The organism is Adhaeribacter rhizoryzae (genome assembly GCF_008629685.1).
GTDB lineage: Bacteria > Bacteroidota > Bacteroidia > Cytophagales > Hymenobacteraceae > Adhaeribacter > Adhaeribacter rhizoryzae.
This window is the reverse complement of record NZ_VWSF01000021.1, coordinates 73,632-88,458: the sequence shown is the minus strand read 5'-3', so window position 1 is coordinate 88,458 and position 14,827 is coordinate 73,632. Positions and strand designations below refer to the sequence as shown.

Below are 14,827 nucleotides of genomic sequence, written 5' to 3'. Positions count from 1 at the left end.
GAATAAATCCTTTATCTAAATACCAACTACTAACCACCAGCAACTAACAACTAACAACTAAATAATGGAACAACGATATCATAACAGCCCCAAAGAAGTAAGCCAGATGAATACCGACGCGTTGCGTACCAATTTCTTGATTGAAAGTGTGATGCAGCCCGGCCAAATTAGTTTAACCTACAGCCACTACGACCGCATTATTATTGGCGGGGTGGTGCCGCAGGGAGCCGCCGTTTCTTTGGGCAACTACGAAAATTTAAAAGCCGAATTTTTTCTGGAAAGACGCGAATTAGGCGTAATTAACGTAGGCGGCGACGGCGAAATTGAAGTAGACGGTAAAAATTATTCACTTTCAAAACTCGATTGCTTGTACGTAGGCCGCAGCAGCCGCACCGTAAACTTTAAATCAGATAACCCCGATCAGCCGGCTCAATTTTATTTATTATCGGCTCCGGCCCACGCCGATTATCCGACCGCTTTAATGAAAAAAGAAGCGGCTACGCCCACCAGCATCGGGGCTTTAGAAACCTCGAACGAGCGCACCATTTACAAATATATTCACAAAGACGGTTTACAAAGCTGCCAACTGGTAATGGGCCTTACCACTTTAAATACCGGCAGCGTCTGGAATACCATGCCCGCCCACACCCACGACCGCCGCATGGAAGCTTACTTTTATTTCGATGTAAACCCCGACCAGGCCGTGGTGCATTTTATGGGACAGCCAAAGGAAACCCGGCATTTATTGGTACATAACCACCAGGCTATTATTTCGCCGCCCTGGTCTATTCACGCTGGTTGCGGTACCCGCAATTATTCGTTTATCTGGGGCATGGGCGGCGAAAACAAAGATTACAGCGACATGGACGCCGTGAAAATTACCGAACTTAGGTAATTAAGTGGTTAGTAATAAGATTATTATGGTGTCAGGACGTATAATAAAATAAACAGAAGAGTGTGATGAATAAAAATTATGCAGGCATCTGGCTGCTGGCTTTAGTTATGTTGGGTTGGGTTAATGCCCAGGCGCAAACCAAGCCCGCTAACCTTTCGGAGCGGATGGCCGCCACCGTTATGACCATCTGGAAAGACTCGCTGGTAATGCAAGCTGGCAAACCCGTAAAATGGGCTTACGACGAAGGCGTAGTGCTGGAAGGGCTTACCAATATTTGGAAGCGGAATGCCGACGGCCGGTATTTTAAGTTCATTCAGAAAAGCATGGACCATTTTGTACAGAAAGATGGCACCATCCGGAAGTACCGGCCCGATGAATATAATATTGATCACATTAAAAATGGCCGTACTCTGCTGACGCTTTATAAAGTAACCGGTCAGGAGAAATATTACAAAGCGGCTACTATGTTGCGCGAACAGTTAAAAACACATCCGCGCACGAAAGAAGGCGGCTTTTGGCACAAAAAAATATACCCTTACCAAATGTGGCTCGATGGCCTGTACATGGGCCAGCCTTTCTACGCCGAGTACGCCACCACCTTTAACGAACCAACTGCTTTCGACGACATAGCCAACCAGTTTATATACATGGAAAAGCACGCCCGCGACTCCAAAACGGGTTTGCTTTACCACGGCTGGGACGAATCGAAACAACAGAAATGGGCCGATAAAAATACTGGTTTATCGCCGCATTTCTGGGGCCGGGCCATGGGCTGGTACGGCATGGGTTTGGTAGATGTGCTGGATAACTTCCCGGAAAACCACCCAAAGCGGGCTGAATTGTTAAAAATATTAAGCCGGTTTGCGGCGGCTGTAGAATCGGTGCAGGATAAAAAGAGCGGGGTTTGGTACCAGATATTAGACAAACCAACTGGCAAAGGCAATTATTTAGAAGCTTCGGCCTCTAACATGTTTGTGTATGCGCTGGCCAAAGGCGCACGCCTGGGTTATTTGCCGGCCAAATACGAGGCGGTGGCCAAAAGAGGGTACGAAGGCATTCAGAAAGAATTTATTAAAGTAGACGAACAGGGCCTAACCAATTTACACGGTACCGTAAGCGTGGCTGGTTTGGGCGGCAACCCGTACCGTGATGGCTCCTACGAATATTACCTGAGCGAGAAAGTTGTGGTAAACGACCCCAAAGGTGTAGGGGCTTTTTTACTTGCTGCCAATGAAATGGAACTGCGCCAGATTCCGCAAATTGGTAAAGGCAAAACTATTTTGCTCGATGGTTATTTCAACAACGAGTTTATGAAAAATGCGGCCGGCCAAACCATTCCATTCCACTATAAATGGGAAGAAATGGATAACAACGGTTTTTCGTTGTTAGGCGAGAACGCCCGCTACATGGGTGCCAAAACCCAGGAACTGAAAGCTGCCCCTACGGCTGCCAACCTGCAAAAAGCCAGCGTTTACATTATCGTAGACCCTGATACCGAAAAAGAAACCGCCAAACCAAATTATGTACAACCGGAACACGTAGCCGCCATTAGCCAGTGGGTTAAAAACGGCGGGGTGCTGCTGCTCATGGCCAACGACCAGAATAATACCGAACTCGATAAATTTAATACTCTGGCCAAAGCCTTTGGTATTGAGTTTAAAAAAGAACTAAAAAATACTGTAACCGGCAACCAGTACGACATGGGTAAAATTATGGTGCCGGCCAATCATCAAATATTCAAAAAAGGCCGCCAGTTGTACCTGAAAGAAATCAGTACTTTAGATGTGAAAGCGCCGGCCAAATCTACCCTCGACCATAAAGGCGATGTGGTAATGGCTACGGCTAAAGTGGGCAAAGGAACGGTGTTTGCCGTGGGCGACCCTTGGTTATACAACGAATATACCGATGGCCGCAAGTTACCCGCCGACTACCAGAATTTTGAAGCCGGCAATGATTTAATTGCGTGGTTACTACAGCAAGCGGCCACCAAATAATAAATTAACGGGCAGGTTACTACAGGATAAAGGTGCCACAAGGCAGTTGTATTTTTGGGTAACAGTTCGGAAATGTTGAAAGTGATTAAATACGTAATTAATTCACTTCTGTCATTCAGGAGGAAACTTGTTAGTGATTTGCCAACAAGTTTCCTCCTGAATGACATGAATGGGTTACTTAAACTTTTAATTCTACTAATTTTCATTAAAAACAGGAGGAGGATTTCATAACCTTCTCTAAATCAAAAAATATTATCCACTACAATTAATTAAAATATTTACAATGATTCTGAACCGGGAAAATTTAGGAAAAATAGAAGCAAGTGTGGCGCTGCAAAAGCCCGAACCGGAAATGCTGCATTTACCCGAAAAAGTATTGCAGTTTGGCACCGGTGTTTTACTGCGCGGCTTACCCGATTATTTTATAGATAAAGCAAACCGGAACGGAATATTTAATGGTCGGGTGGTAGTAGTAAAATCAACCGATAAAGGAGGAACTTCGGAATTCGACGACCAGGATGGGCTGTATACCATTTGTGTGCGGGGCATCGAAGACGGACAGAAAGTAGAAGAAAATATTATTAGTGCTGCCATTAGCCGGGTGCTTACCGCTTCTAAAGATTGGGCAGAAATTTTAAAATTGGCGGCTAACCCCGCAATTGAAATTGTAATTTCCAATACTACCGAAGTAGGCATTCAATTAACCGAAGATAATATTTTGCTGGAGCCGCCGGTTTCGTTTCCGGGTAAATTATTGGCCGTACTGCTGGCCCGTTTCCGGGCTTTCGACGGCGACAAAACAAAAGGTTTAATAATTGTACCCACCGAGCTGATTCCGGATAACGGCACCAAACTGAAAAATATTGTAAAGGAACAGGCAACCCGGCATCATCTGGATGTGGATGCTGAATTTATGCAATGGCTGGAAGAAAGTAATATTTTCTGCAATACCCTGGTCGATCGCATTGTACCGGGCAAGCCCGATGCCCAAACATTAGCCCGCCTGGAGCAGGAACTGGGCTACCACGACGAATTATTAACCATGTCGGAAGTATACCGGTTGTGGGCCATTGAAGGCGATGAGCAGGTAAAACAAGCGCTTTCTTTTGCCGAAGTAGATAATGGTGTGGTTATTACGCCTGATATTAATATTCACCGGGAACTGAAACTGCGCCTGCTGAACGGTACGCATACCTTAAGCTGCGGCGTGGCTGTGCTGGCCGGTATTAAAACAGTAAAAGAAGCCATGGATAACCCCGATATGGCCAATTTTATTTCGGCGCTGATGCAGGACGATATTGCCCCGGCAATTCCGTACCCGGTAGCACCCGAAGCTTCTGCTGATTTTGCCCGCAAAGTACTGGACCGGTTCCGCAACCCCCATATCGAGCACCAGTGGCTAAGCATTACCATGAATTACACCGCCAAGCTTAAGATGCGGGTAATTCCGGTTTTATCCCGATATTACGAAACGGCCAGTCAGGCGCCCGAAAATATTGCTTTTGGTTTTGCGGCTTATTTGTTGTTTATGCGGGCCACCGAAACGCAGAATGGTAAATATTTTGGTACCCTCAACGGCGAACAATACCCGATAAATGATGAATCGGCAGCGTATTTTTACCAGGTTTGGCAACAGCAAGAAGGCGATGAACTGGTAGATGCAGTACTCCGGAACCAGGAACTGTGGGGCATTGATTTAACAGCCTTGCCGGGTTTTGCGGCCGCGGTAAAAAAACAAATGAATAGCATACAAACCCTGGGAATCTCAGCGGTAATAAAAAATTTAGATGTAAAGCAGGTATCTGCTTAAAGTGAAAATGAAACAGAATGTATTAAAAGTACACCCGGCCGATAATGTGCTGGTAGCTTTAACTAATTTAAAAAAAGGCCAGGTAGTAACCTACGAGGGCGAAGAATATACCCTGCTGGACGATGTGCAGGTGAAGCATAAATTTGCCGCTACGTTTATTCCGGTGAACGGCGAAATAATTATGTACGGGGTGCTGGTAGGCAAAGCCCAAACCGATTTGTATACCGGCAATGTATTAACTACCCGCAATATTAAGCATGCTGCCAGCGACTTTGTAACCGGCGAGCGCAAAACAGATTGGCAAAAGCCAGATGTAGCTAAATTCGCGGGCCGTACTTTCAACGGTTTCCACCGGACAGATGGGAGCGTGGGCACCGCTAATTATTGGTTGGTAGTACCCATGGTGTTTTGCGAAAACCGTAACCTGGAAGTATTGCAGGAAGCGTTGGTAGCGCCGCTGGGTTACGGCCGCAAACGGGCTTACCAGAACCAGGCCCATAAATTAATTGATATATATAAATCGGGCGGCGATGTAAATGCCTTGCTGCAAGCCGATATTTTTATCGAAACCAAAGTAGAAAAATCGGAGCAGTTATTCCCAAACGTAGACGGTATTAAATTTTTAACCCACGATGGTGGCTGCGGCGGTACCCGCCAGGATGCCATTGCGCTGTGCGGTTTACTGGCCGGTTATATTACACATCCCAACGTAGCCGGCGCTACCGTATTAAGTTTAGGTTGCCAGAACGCCCAGGTTAGTATTCTGGAAGAAGAAATTCGCAAGCGGATTCCGAATTTTGACAAGCCTTTGTATATTCTGGATCAGCAAAAAGTAGGCACCGAAGCTGATCTACTGGCGCTGGCTATTAAACAAACGTTCGCCGGTTTGGTGCAGGCCAACCAGAACGTACGGCAACCGGCCCCACTAAGTAAAATTTGCATTGGCCTGGAGTGCGGCGGTTCCGATGGTTTTTCCGGTATTTCGGCAAACCCGGCTATTGGCTATACTTCTGATTTATTGGTGGCTATGGGTGGTTCGGTTATTCTGGCCGAGTTTCCGGAGTTGTGCGGTGTAGAACAAAACCTAAGCGACCGCTGCGAGGTGGTAGAACAGGCCGAACGTTTTTCGTCGCTGATGCGCACTTACAACGACCGCGCCATGGCCGTAGGTTCCGGTTTCGATATGAACCCCTCGCCGGGCAATATTAAAGACGGCTTGATAACCGATGCGATCAAATCAGCGGGAGCGGCCAAAAAAGGCGGTACTTCGCCGGTAGTAGAAGTTTTGGATTACCCCGAGAAAGTAACCAAACCCGGTTTAACCTTGCTTTGTACGCCCGGCAACGACGTAGAATCTACGACGGCGGAGGTCGCTTCGGGCGCTAACGTGGTATTATTTACGACTGGTTTGGGTACGCCCACTGGTAACCCGATTGCCCCGGTAGTAAAAATATCGAGCAATACGGCGTTGTTTAATCGCATGAGCGATATTATTGATATTAATACCGGCACCATTATAGAAGGCGAAGAAACCATTGAACAAGCCGGCGAGCGCATTCTGGAATACGTAATTGGCGTAGCCAGCGGCGAAATAGAAGTAAGTGCCGTGCGCCACGGTCAGGACGATTTTATTCCCTGGAAACGCGGCGTTTCTTTATAACCAAATTCACCATAAACCTGAAATCCAAACTTAAACCCAAAACCGGAAAAAATGCTTTTAGATAGCCAGGTAAACGTTAGAAGTGACAAAAAACAATTTCTGGACGAGAACTTTTTATTGCAGTCGTCAACGGCCCAGCAGCTTTACCACGAGTTTGCGAAAGCCATGCCCATTATAGATTACCACAACCATTTGCCGCCCGACCAGATTGCCCAGAACAAGCAATTTGAGAATATTACGCAGGCGTGGTTGTACGGCGATCATTACAAATGGCGGGCCATGCGCACCAACGGGGTAGACGAAGCATTTATTACTGGGGGCAAAAGTGATTACGAGAAGTTTGAGAAATGGGCAGCTACCGTGCCGTATACCATGCGCAACCCCTTGTACCACTGGACGCATTTGGAACTGCAGCGGTATTTCGATGTGAACGAAGTATTGTCGGAGAAAAATGCCCGGGAAGTGTACGAAACCTGCTCGGCTAAACTGCGCACGCCCGAATATACTACCCAGAATTTGTTACGAAAAATGAACGTGGTAACCGTTTGCACCACCGACGACCCGCTCGATACCCTGGAATATCATCAGCAAATAAAAAAAGACGGTTTCGACATAAAAGTATTACCGGCTTTCCGGCCCGATAAAGCCATGAACGCCGACGATATTGAAGCGCTGAATGCTTACATCCAAAGGCTGGAAGAAGTAGCCGGCGTATCCATCGATAATTTTGATACTTATTTAACCGCCCTGAAAAAGCGACACGATTACTTCGCTGAAAATGGCTGTTCCGTTTCGGACCACGGCTTAGAAGAAATATACGCCGAAGATTATACCGACGATGAAATAAAGCAGATTTTTGATAAAATCAGAACCCGGAAATCACTTTCGCCCGAGGAAGCCTTAAAGTTTAAATCGGCGATGCTGTACCAATTTGCTATTTGGGATCACGAAAAAGGCTGGGTGCAGCAATACCATTTGGGTGCGCTGCGCAATAATAATTCCCGGATGTTGCGGCAACTGGGCCCTGATACCGGTTGGGATTCTATCGGCGACTTTAGCCAGGCCCGCGCACTTTCTAAATTTTTGCGCCGCTTGGATAATACCGACCAGTTAACCAAAACCATTATTTACAACCTGAACCCGGCCGATAACGAGTTAATGGCTACGATGGTGGGTAACTTCAACGATGGTTCGGTGGCCGGTAAAATACAGTGGGGCTCCGGTTGGTGGTTCCTAGACCAAAAAGATGGCATGATTAAGCAAATGAACACGCTTTCGAACATGGGCTTGCTGAGCCGGTTTGTAGGCATGCTCACCGATTCGCGCAGCTTTTTGTCGTTCCCGCGCCACGAATATTTCCGCAGAATATTATGCAACATGTTTGGCGAAGATGTAGAAAACGGCGAACTGCCCAACGATATTGGATGGATTGGCAAAGTGGTACAGGATATTTGCTACCACAACGCTAAAAACTATTTTAACTTCTAAGGCATGACGGGTAAAGTTTTATCCTTCGGGGAGTTACTATTACGCATTTGTCCGGACGTAGACGGGCAGTGGCTGGAAGAAAATAATTTGCCGTTTTACGTGGGCGGTGCCGAAGCCAATGTGGCTACCGCGCTGGCCCTCTGGGACGTGCCCACCGGCTATGTTACCGCTTTGCCGGACCATTTTCTGGCCCAACAGTTAGTAGATTATTTAAAAAGCCGCAAAGTACAAACTGATGCGATTTATTACCACGGTGATAGGGTAGGGCTCTATTTTTTGCCAAAAGGCAAAGACCTGAAAAACGCCGGCGTTATTTACGATCGGGCCCACTCTGCCTACGCCGATTTAAAACCTGGTATGATTGATTGGGATGCGGTGTTTGAAGGCGTAAGCTGGTTTCATTTCAGTGCCATTTGCCCGGCCATTAACCAAGCGGTAGCTTATGTTTGTTTGGAGGCGCTGGAAGTTGCTGCCCAAAAGAATATTTTTATTTCGCTGGATTTGAATTACCGGGCCAAGCTCTGGAAATACGGCAAAGAACCCGTAGAAATAATGCCGGCCCTGGCGCATCATTGCAACTTAATTATGGGCAATATTTGGGCGGCCAACAAAATGCTCGGTATTTCTTTAGACGAAGAATTAATTGCCAATTTAAACAAAGAAAGCTTACTTGAACAGGCTACCCTTACCTCGCAGGAAATATTACAAAAGTTTCCGAAGTGTTCAATTGTGGCCAATACCTTCCGGTTCGATTACGAGCAAGGCATCCGGTATTTTACCACTTTGTACAACCAGAACGAATTGTTGGTGTCGCATGAATATTTAGCGCCCAAAATTCTGGATAAGGTTGGCAGCGGCGATTGCTTTATGGCCGGTTTAATCTACGGTTATTATAACGAACTTGATCCATCGGAAACTTTGGAATTTGCCACCGCCGCCGCTTTTAATAAATTATTTATCCCCAGCGATGCCACTACCAGCACGGTAGCCGACATCAGTAAAACTGTAGAAGCCAATGTCTGATAAAGCACAAGTACTCAAGACCATCGTGGACCAGGGCATGTTGCCTTTGTTTTTTTACGAGAGTCCGGAAGTAAGTTTAGAAATAGTAAAAACCCTTTACCGCGCCGGTATCCGCACGTTAGAGTACACCAACCGCGGACCTGCCGCCCTAGCTAATTTTACTTTCCTTAAAAAAGAATTAGCCGCGGAATTTCCGGATATGCAGTTGGGTATCGGCACCATTAAAACACCCGCCGATGCTGAAGCCTTTATTAAAGCCGGGGCCGATTATATTATTGCGCCCATTGTAAATCCGGCCGTAGCGCGGGTTACCAACGAAGCCGGTTTGTTGTGGGTACCGGGCTGCATGACGCCTACCGAAATATTCCTGGCTCAGGAAAACCAGGCTGGTTTAATTAAAATATTCCCGGCCAATATTGTTGGTCCAAATTTTATTTCCTCCATTAAAGAGTTGTTTCCCGGTCAGTTGTTTATGCCAACCGGCGGCGTGGAAATAGACCCGGAAAACCTCCGGAGCTGGTTTAAAGCCGGGGTATGTGCCGTGGGGATGGGTAGCAAACTGATTAGCAAAGATGTTTTGGCTAATCAGCAATACGATGCGCTATATTCCGAAACAGTGCGGGCCCTCGAATTAGTAAAAGCCTCTAAATAATTACTTATGCAACGCGTTACCACCACTCCCCAAACTAACAGGCCCCCCGAAACTCCCCAGGAAAGGATAGGCCGCTACCGCTGGACAATTTGTTCGCTGGTATTTTTTGCCACCACCATTAACTACCTCGACCGGGCGGTAATTTCTTTACTAAAGCCTTACCTGACCGAGGAATTTAACTGGACTTCGGGCGATTACGCCGATATTGAGATAGCCTTTAAAGTGGCGTATGCCTTGGGTATGCTGGGCGTGGGCCGCCTGATTGATAAACTGGGTACCAAAATTGGCTATGCCTTATCTACTTTTTTGTGGAGTTTGGCCGCCGTGGGGCACGCTTTTGTAAACAGTACTTTTGGTTTTGGGGTAGCCCGCGCCTTTTTAGGCGTAACTGAAGCCGGTAACTTCCCGGCCGCCATTAAGGCCACCGCCGAGTGGTTCCCGAAAAAAGAAAGAGCCCTGGCTACCGGTATATTTAACTCCGGGTCTAACGTAGGCGCTATTATTGCCCCTTTAACGGTGCCTTTAATTGCCGAAACCATGGGCTGGAAATGGGCCTTTATTTTAACCGGGGCTATTGGTTTTATCTGGATAATAGCCTGGTTTTATTATTACGAGGTGCCGGCCAAACAAGCACGCCTTACCAAAGCCGAGTTCGATTACATTCACTCCGACGTTGACGATATGGCAGCCGCAGCCATTACCACCGAGCCCAAAGTGCCTTGGCTACGGCTATTAGGCTTCCGGCAAACCTGGGCTTTTGTGTTAGGTAAATTTTTAACCGACCCGGTTTGGTGGTTTTATTTATTCTGGTTACCCGATTTCCTGGATAAACAATACGGCATTCGCGGTTTAGATATTATGTGGCCGGTGGCGCTGGTGTATACCATTTCGAGTGTGGGTAGCGTTGGCGGTGGCTGGGTACCTTTAAAATTTATTCAGAACGGCTGGCCGGTTTTCCGGGCACGTAAAACTTCGATGCTGTTGTATGCTATTGCAGTATTACCCATTGTATTTGCGCAGGTATTGGGCAGTGTAAACATGTGGCTGGCGGTATTGGTAATTGGTTTGGCGGCGGCGGCTCACCAGGCCTGGAGTGCCAATATTTTTACTACCGTATCGGATATGTTTCCCAAAAGAGCCGTGGGTTCGGTTACCGGTATGGGCGGTATGGCCGGCGGTTTAGGCGGTATTTTATTATCGGCTTTGGTGCAAAAACGCATGTTTGTGTATTACGAAAGCATTAACCAACTCGAAACCGCTTATTTTATTATGTTCCTGATTTGCGGCGGCGCTTATTTGCTGGCCTGGCTGATTATGCATGTGCTGGTTCCGCGAATGAAGCCTGTAAATATTTAATATTACTTATAAACCCTTTATGACCCTTACCGATTCAATTTTTGTGGAGGAAAGCCAGATTCCCTCCGAATTTTTGCTGGGCGAAGAAATAAACCAGCAGGAATATTTATCTAACGGCGAGATGAAACCCTGGACTGGCGCCTCCCATCCGGTTTTATCGCCGGTTTATATTAAAACAGCGGCTGGCCTGGAGCGCAAGAAAATTGGATCGTACCCGGTTTGTACTGAGCAGGAAGCCATGGAAGCTTTAGACGCCGCCGTAGTTGCTTACGACAATGGTCGCGGCGAATGGCCCAGCATGAGCATTCAGGAACGGATAGATTGCGTGGAGCAGTTTACCCGCCGCATGATTGACAAGCGCGACGAAGTTGCCAAATTAATTATGTGGGAAATTGGTAAAACCTATGCTGATTCTTTAAAAGAATTTGACCGTACCGTAGAATATATTTACGCCACCATCGATGCCCTGAAAGATTTGGATCGGCAATCGTCCAGGTTCGAAATTGTGCAGGGTATTATTGCCCAAATTCGCCGGTCGCCGCTGGGCGTAGTGTTGTGTATGGGGCCGTTTAACTACCCGCTAAACGAAACCTTTACTACGCTTATTCCGGCCCTGATTATGGGAAACACTATTTTATTTAAACCCCCGAAGCACGGTACGTTACTGCACTACCCATTGCTGGAAGCCTTCAAAGATTGTTTCCCGAAAGGCGTTGTTAATACCATTTACGGTCGCGGCCATGCCATTGTGCCGGCTTTAATGCAATCGGGCAAAATAAACGTGCTTACCTTAATCGGCTCCAGTAAAGTAGCCAACGAACTGAAAAAGCTGCACCCGAAAGTAAACCGCTTACGCGCTGTATTGGGTTTAGATGCGAAAAACGCCGCTATTATTACCGCCAATGCCGATTTAAAAGTAGCCGTGGAAGAAACTGTTTTGGGCGCTTTATCTTTTAACGGCCAGCGCTGCACTGCTATTAAAATTGTGTTTGTGCACCAGGACGTAGTAGATGAGTTTCTGGAATTATTATCGGCTGCCGTGGCAAAATTGAAGTTTGGAATGCCTTGGGAAAAAGGTGTTTCGCTAACCCCGCTGCCAGAGCCGCATAAACCGGCTTACTTAAAAGAGTGCATCGACGAAGCTATTGCGCACGGAGCGCGCGTGGTAAACGAAGGCGGTGGCCAGATAGAAGAATCGTTTGTGTACCCCGCCATTGTGTACCCGGTAAACGAAAAAATGAAGCTTTACCGCGAAGAGCAATTCGGCCCGATTATTCCGGTATTAGCTTTCCAGGATTTAGAAGAACCGATTCAATATTTAATTGAGGCAACGCACGGCCAGCAGGTAAGTTTATTCAGCAACGATACCGACGAAATATCATCGTTAATCGATCCGCTCGTAAACCAGGTAAACCGCGTAAATATTAACTGCCAGTGCCAGCGCGGGCCCGATGTTTTTCCGTTTGGTGGTCGTAAAGACAGCGCCGAAGGTACGTTATCGGTGGTAGATGCCTTGCGTTCTTTCTCAATTCGCTCAACGGTAGCTACCAAAATGAACGAGCGCAACAAAAAGCTGGTAAACGAAATTGTCAGTGAGAATAACTCTGCGTTTTTGAGTACTAAATTTATATTTTAAATTAAGTTTAAGGCAGTTGGGTGTGAATCGTTCGGGTTTATATCCAACTGTAAATTAATAGACTAGATACTATTTCTTCCTAATTAATAAGCTTTGATAGTTGGTTAATAGCAACTGTTATGCAAATGTTTATAAAAGAAGTTTAAGTAACTCACCCGTGTCATTCAGGAGGAACCTATTTAGCAGGCAGCCAAAAAGTTTCCTCCTGAATGACAAGAGTGGACTCCAAAGACTAGTCGAAAGTATATAGTTTAATGTTTCGTAAAACAATTAATCGTTAACCCGAATATTTTTAATTATCCACCCCAAAAATTTAAAACCATCTTCTTATGAAAAGCTTATTACTTGCATGCTTGTTATTTTTAACCGTTACCGTGGCCAGCGTTGCTCAAACCGCCGACGAAAAAGCGGTGGCCGTCGCCGTTACAAAACTTAAAAGTGCCATGCTTGATCCTACTAAAAGTAACCTGAATGCAATTGCCATGGCCGAACTGACCTACGGGCATTCGAATGGGCTGATTGAAGATAAAGCGGCTTTTATGGAAAATTTATTAAGCGGCAAATCGGATTTTGTGAAGATAGACCTGACTGATCAAACTGTGAAAGTAGCTGGCAATTCGGCTTGGGTACGTCACACGCTTTCGGCCGATACCAAAAACAGCGGCGTTCCGGGCACCACCAAACTATCGGTTTTACTGGTTTGGCAAAAAGTGCAAGGCCAGTGGAAATTGCTGGCCCGCCAGGCGGTTAAAGTATAATTTCCCAAACCAGCTCTACTTAGTAGTTTGGTTCTAAGCTCCTGCAAGGGAGCTTAGAACTAATATTTAAATATTTTGTAAAATTTCGTTTAATATAACTATTAAATGATTGCTGTGCTTATAAATTGAACAAAATCATTCCTCTCCAATTTAATAATTCCGAAATATTCTTATCAGCAGCTAGCTGAGGATATTTTTTCACAACGTTTATAATAATTTCTTCTGTTTTGATAAATATTAGTATTTAAGCAAAGTCCGAGTTTTATTTAATAATCTAATAAATTCTTTAAGTAAATAATTGCATCCTTTTCTGGTAAACCACCCCCTTGTACCAGACTAAATTGGATAATCCGCAGCAGGTAAATTCCTTCTACTAATAAAAATACAATACCATGGAGTCTAAATTAGCATTACAGGTGGGTACTACCCTCGACCGGTTTATTATGCGCAAGCAGGAAGATTTTCCGTTTGCCACCGGTGAATTATCACAATTACTACGCGACATAGCTTTGGCCGCCAAAATTGTAAACCGCGAGGTTAATCATGCAGGATTAATCGGGATTGGCGGGGCGTATGGCGCCCAGAATGTGCAGGGCGAAGACCAGCAAAAGTTGGACGTAATCGCAAATATCCGGTTTATTCGGGCTTTGCGCAACGGCGGCGAAGTTTGTACCATTATTTCGGAAGAAGACGACGAAATGATTCAGACGGGCAACTGCAAAGGTAAATATATTGTAGCCATGGACCCGCTCGATGGTTCTTCCAATATTGATGTGAATGTTTCAATTGGTACCATTTTTTCTATTTACCGGCGGCTGTCGGCGTTTGGCGAAGATGGCGTAATGAACGATTGTTTGCAACCGGGTACCCAGCAAGTGGCCGCCGGTTACGTAATATATGGCCCTTCTACCATGATGGTGTATACTACTGGCAACGGCGTAAATGGCTTTACTTACGAAGCTTCTTTGGGTGAATTTTATTTGTCGCACCAGAATATTCGAATTCCGGAAAATGGCAATATTTATTCCTGCAACGACGGCAATTACTGGCAGTTCGACGAAGGCACCCGCGCTTACCTCGATTATTGCCGAAAGGCCAGCATGACGGCCCGCTATACGGGTTCTTTGGTAGGCGATTTTCACCGGAGTTTGTTAAAAGGCGGCATATATTTATACCCCGCTACAGGAAAAGCGCCTAATGGTAAACTACGTTTATTATACGAGTGCAACGCGCTCGCTTTTATTGCCGAGCAGGCCGGCGGCATCGCTACCGATGGCAAAAAAAGGGTGTTAGAAATCCAGCCCACCGAATTACACCAGCGGCTGCCTTTTATTATTGGTTCTAAAAATATGGTCGAGAAAGCTCACACTATTATTCAGGGGCAAGCTGTTGCGGTATAAGTAAAAATATTCAAATTTTAATCAAAAAGGTCAGCCGGTAATTAACATGGCTGACCTTTTTGGTTTAATAACCTGTGCCTTAGTTTTTGAAAACAGCAAAGTGGTTTTTCTATTGTACTGATTGCAAATAGATAAATATTATTTAATATTTTATC

General features: G+C 45.9%; 11 protein-coding genes. All 11 read left to right on the top strand.

The window, feature by feature from the left end; genetic code table 11:
• Nucleotides 1-64: 64 nt before the first annotated feature.
• The 11 genes from kduI (at nucleotide 65) to fbp (ending at nucleotide 14,672) form a co-directional block, all read left to right on the top strand.
• Nucleotides 65-895, top strand: a complete 831-nt coding sequence (kduI, locus tag F0145_RS20680; RefSeq protein WP_150091526.1) for a 5-dehydro-4-deoxy-D-glucuronate isomerase — start codon at nucleotides 65-67, stop codon at nucleotides 893-895.
• A gap of 65 nt (nucleotides 896-960) precedes the next feature.
• Entirely contained in the window at nucleotides 961-2,889 is a 1,929-nt protein-coding gene (locus F0145_RS20675; RefSeq protein WP_150091524.1) for a glycoside hydrolase family 88 protein, read from the top strand.
• A gap of 283 nt (nucleotides 2,890-3,172) precedes the next feature.
• Nucleotides 3,173-4,699, top strand: a complete 1,527-nt coding sequence (locus tag F0145_RS20670; RefSeq protein WP_150091522.1) for a tagaturonate reductase — start codon at nucleotides 3,173-3,175, stop codon at nucleotides 4,697-4,699.
• A 7-nt stretch (nucleotides 4,700-4,706) separates the two neighbouring features.
• Nucleotides 4,707-6,359, top strand: coding sequence for a UxaA family hydrolase (locus tag F0145_RS20665; protein ID WP_150091520.1), 1,653 nt, complete (start codon nucleotides 4,707-4,709; stop codon nucleotides 6,357-6,359).
• 51 nt (nucleotides 6,360-6,410) lie between these two features.
• Nucleotides 6,411-7,847, top strand: coding sequence for a glucuronate isomerase (gene uxaC / locus F0145_RS20660; RefSeq protein ID WP_150091519.1), 1,437 nt, complete (start codon nucleotides 6,411-6,413; stop codon nucleotides 7,845-7,847).
• Nucleotides 7,848-7,850: 3 nt separating this feature from the next.
• On the top strand, nucleotides 7,851-8,870 hold the full coding sequence (locus F0145_RS20655; protein WP_150091516.1) for a sugar kinase: 1,020 nt from the start codon (nucleotides 7,851-7,853) through the stop codon (nucleotides 8,868-8,870).
• Complete coding sequence (locus F0145_RS20650; protein ID WP_150091514.1) at nucleotides 8,863-9,522, top strand: beta/alpha barrel domain-containing protein; 660 nt, start codon at nucleotides 8,863-8,865, stop codon at nucleotides 9,520-9,522. The genes F0145_RS20655 and F0145_RS20650 overlap by 8 nt, the downstream gene beginning before the upstream one ends.
• Nucleotides 9,523-9,528: 6 nt before the next feature.
• Nucleotides 9,529-10,878: an MFS transporter gene (locus F0145_RS20645; protein WP_150091512.1), complete on the top strand. Its 1,350-nt coding sequence runs from the start codon at nucleotides 9,529-9,531 to the stop codon at nucleotides 10,876-10,878.
• A gap of 19 nt (nucleotides 10,879-10,897) precedes the next feature.
• Nucleotides 10,898-12,514 carry an NADP-dependent glyceraldehyde-3-phosphate dehydrogenase gene (locus F0145_RS20640; RefSeq protein WP_150091510.1) on the top strand — a complete coding sequence of 539 codons (1,617 nt, stop codon included), beginning with the start codon at nucleotides 10,898-10,900 and terminating at the stop codon, nucleotides 12,512-12,514.
• 329 nt (nucleotides 12,515-12,843) lie between these two features.
• Nucleotides 12,844-13,272, top strand: coding sequence for a nuclear transport factor 2 family protein (locus F0145_RS20635; RefSeq protein ID WP_150091508.1), 429 nt, complete (start codon nucleotides 12,844-12,846; stop codon nucleotides 13,270-13,272).
• Between the two features lie 392 nt (nucleotides 13,273-13,664).
• Nucleotides 13,665-14,672, top strand: a complete 1,008-nt coding sequence (gene fbp / locus F0145_RS20630) for a class 1 fructose-bisphosphatase (RefSeq protein WP_150091506.1) — start codon at nucleotides 13,665-13,667, stop codon at nucleotides 14,670-14,672.
• Nucleotides 14,673-14,827: the final 155 nt, after the last annotated feature.

Excerpts from the sequence above, each read along its gene's own strand:
- kduI (WP_150091526.1), top strand. The coding sequence starts at position 65 with ATGGAACAACGATATCATAACAGCCCCAAAGAAGTAAGCCAGATGAAT.
- F0145_RS20675 (WP_150091524.1), top strand. The coding sequence starts at position 961 with ATGAATAAAAATTATGCAGGCATCTGGCTGCTGGCTTTAGTTATGTTG.
- F0145_RS20670 (WP_150091522.1), top strand. The coding sequence starts at position 3,173 with ATGATTCTGAACCGGGAAAATTTAGGAAAAATAGAAGCAAGTGTGGCG.
- F0145_RS20665 (WP_150091520.1), top strand. The coding sequence starts at position 4,707 with ATGAAACAGAATGTATTAAAAGTACACCCGGCCGATAATGTGCTGGTA.
- uxaC (WP_150091519.1), top strand. The coding sequence starts at position 6,411 with ATGCTTTTAGATAGCCAGGTAAACGTTAGAAGTGACAAAAAACAATTT.
- F0145_RS20655 (WP_150091516.1), top strand. The coding sequence starts at position 7,851 with ATGACGGGTAAAGTTTTATCCTTCGGGGAGTTACTATTACGCATTTGT.
- F0145_RS20650 (WP_150091514.1), top strand. The coding sequence starts at position 8,863 with ATGTCTGATAAAGCACAAGTACTCAAGACCATCGTGGACCAGGGCATG.
- F0145_RS20645 (WP_150091512.1), top strand. The coding sequence starts at position 9,529 with ATGCAACGCGTTACCACCACTCCCCAAACTAACAGGCCCCCCGAAACT.
- F0145_RS20640 (WP_150091510.1), top strand. The coding sequence starts at position 10,898 with ATGACCCTTACCGATTCAATTTTTGTGGAGGAAAGCCAGATTCCCTCC.
- F0145_RS20635 (WP_150091508.1), top strand. The coding sequence starts at position 12,844 with ATGAAAAGCTTATTACTTGCATGCTTGTTATTTTTAACCGTTACCGTG.
- fbp (WP_150091506.1), top strand. The coding sequence starts at position 13,665 with ATGGAGTCTAAATTAGCATTACAGGTGGGTACTACCCTCGACCGGTTT.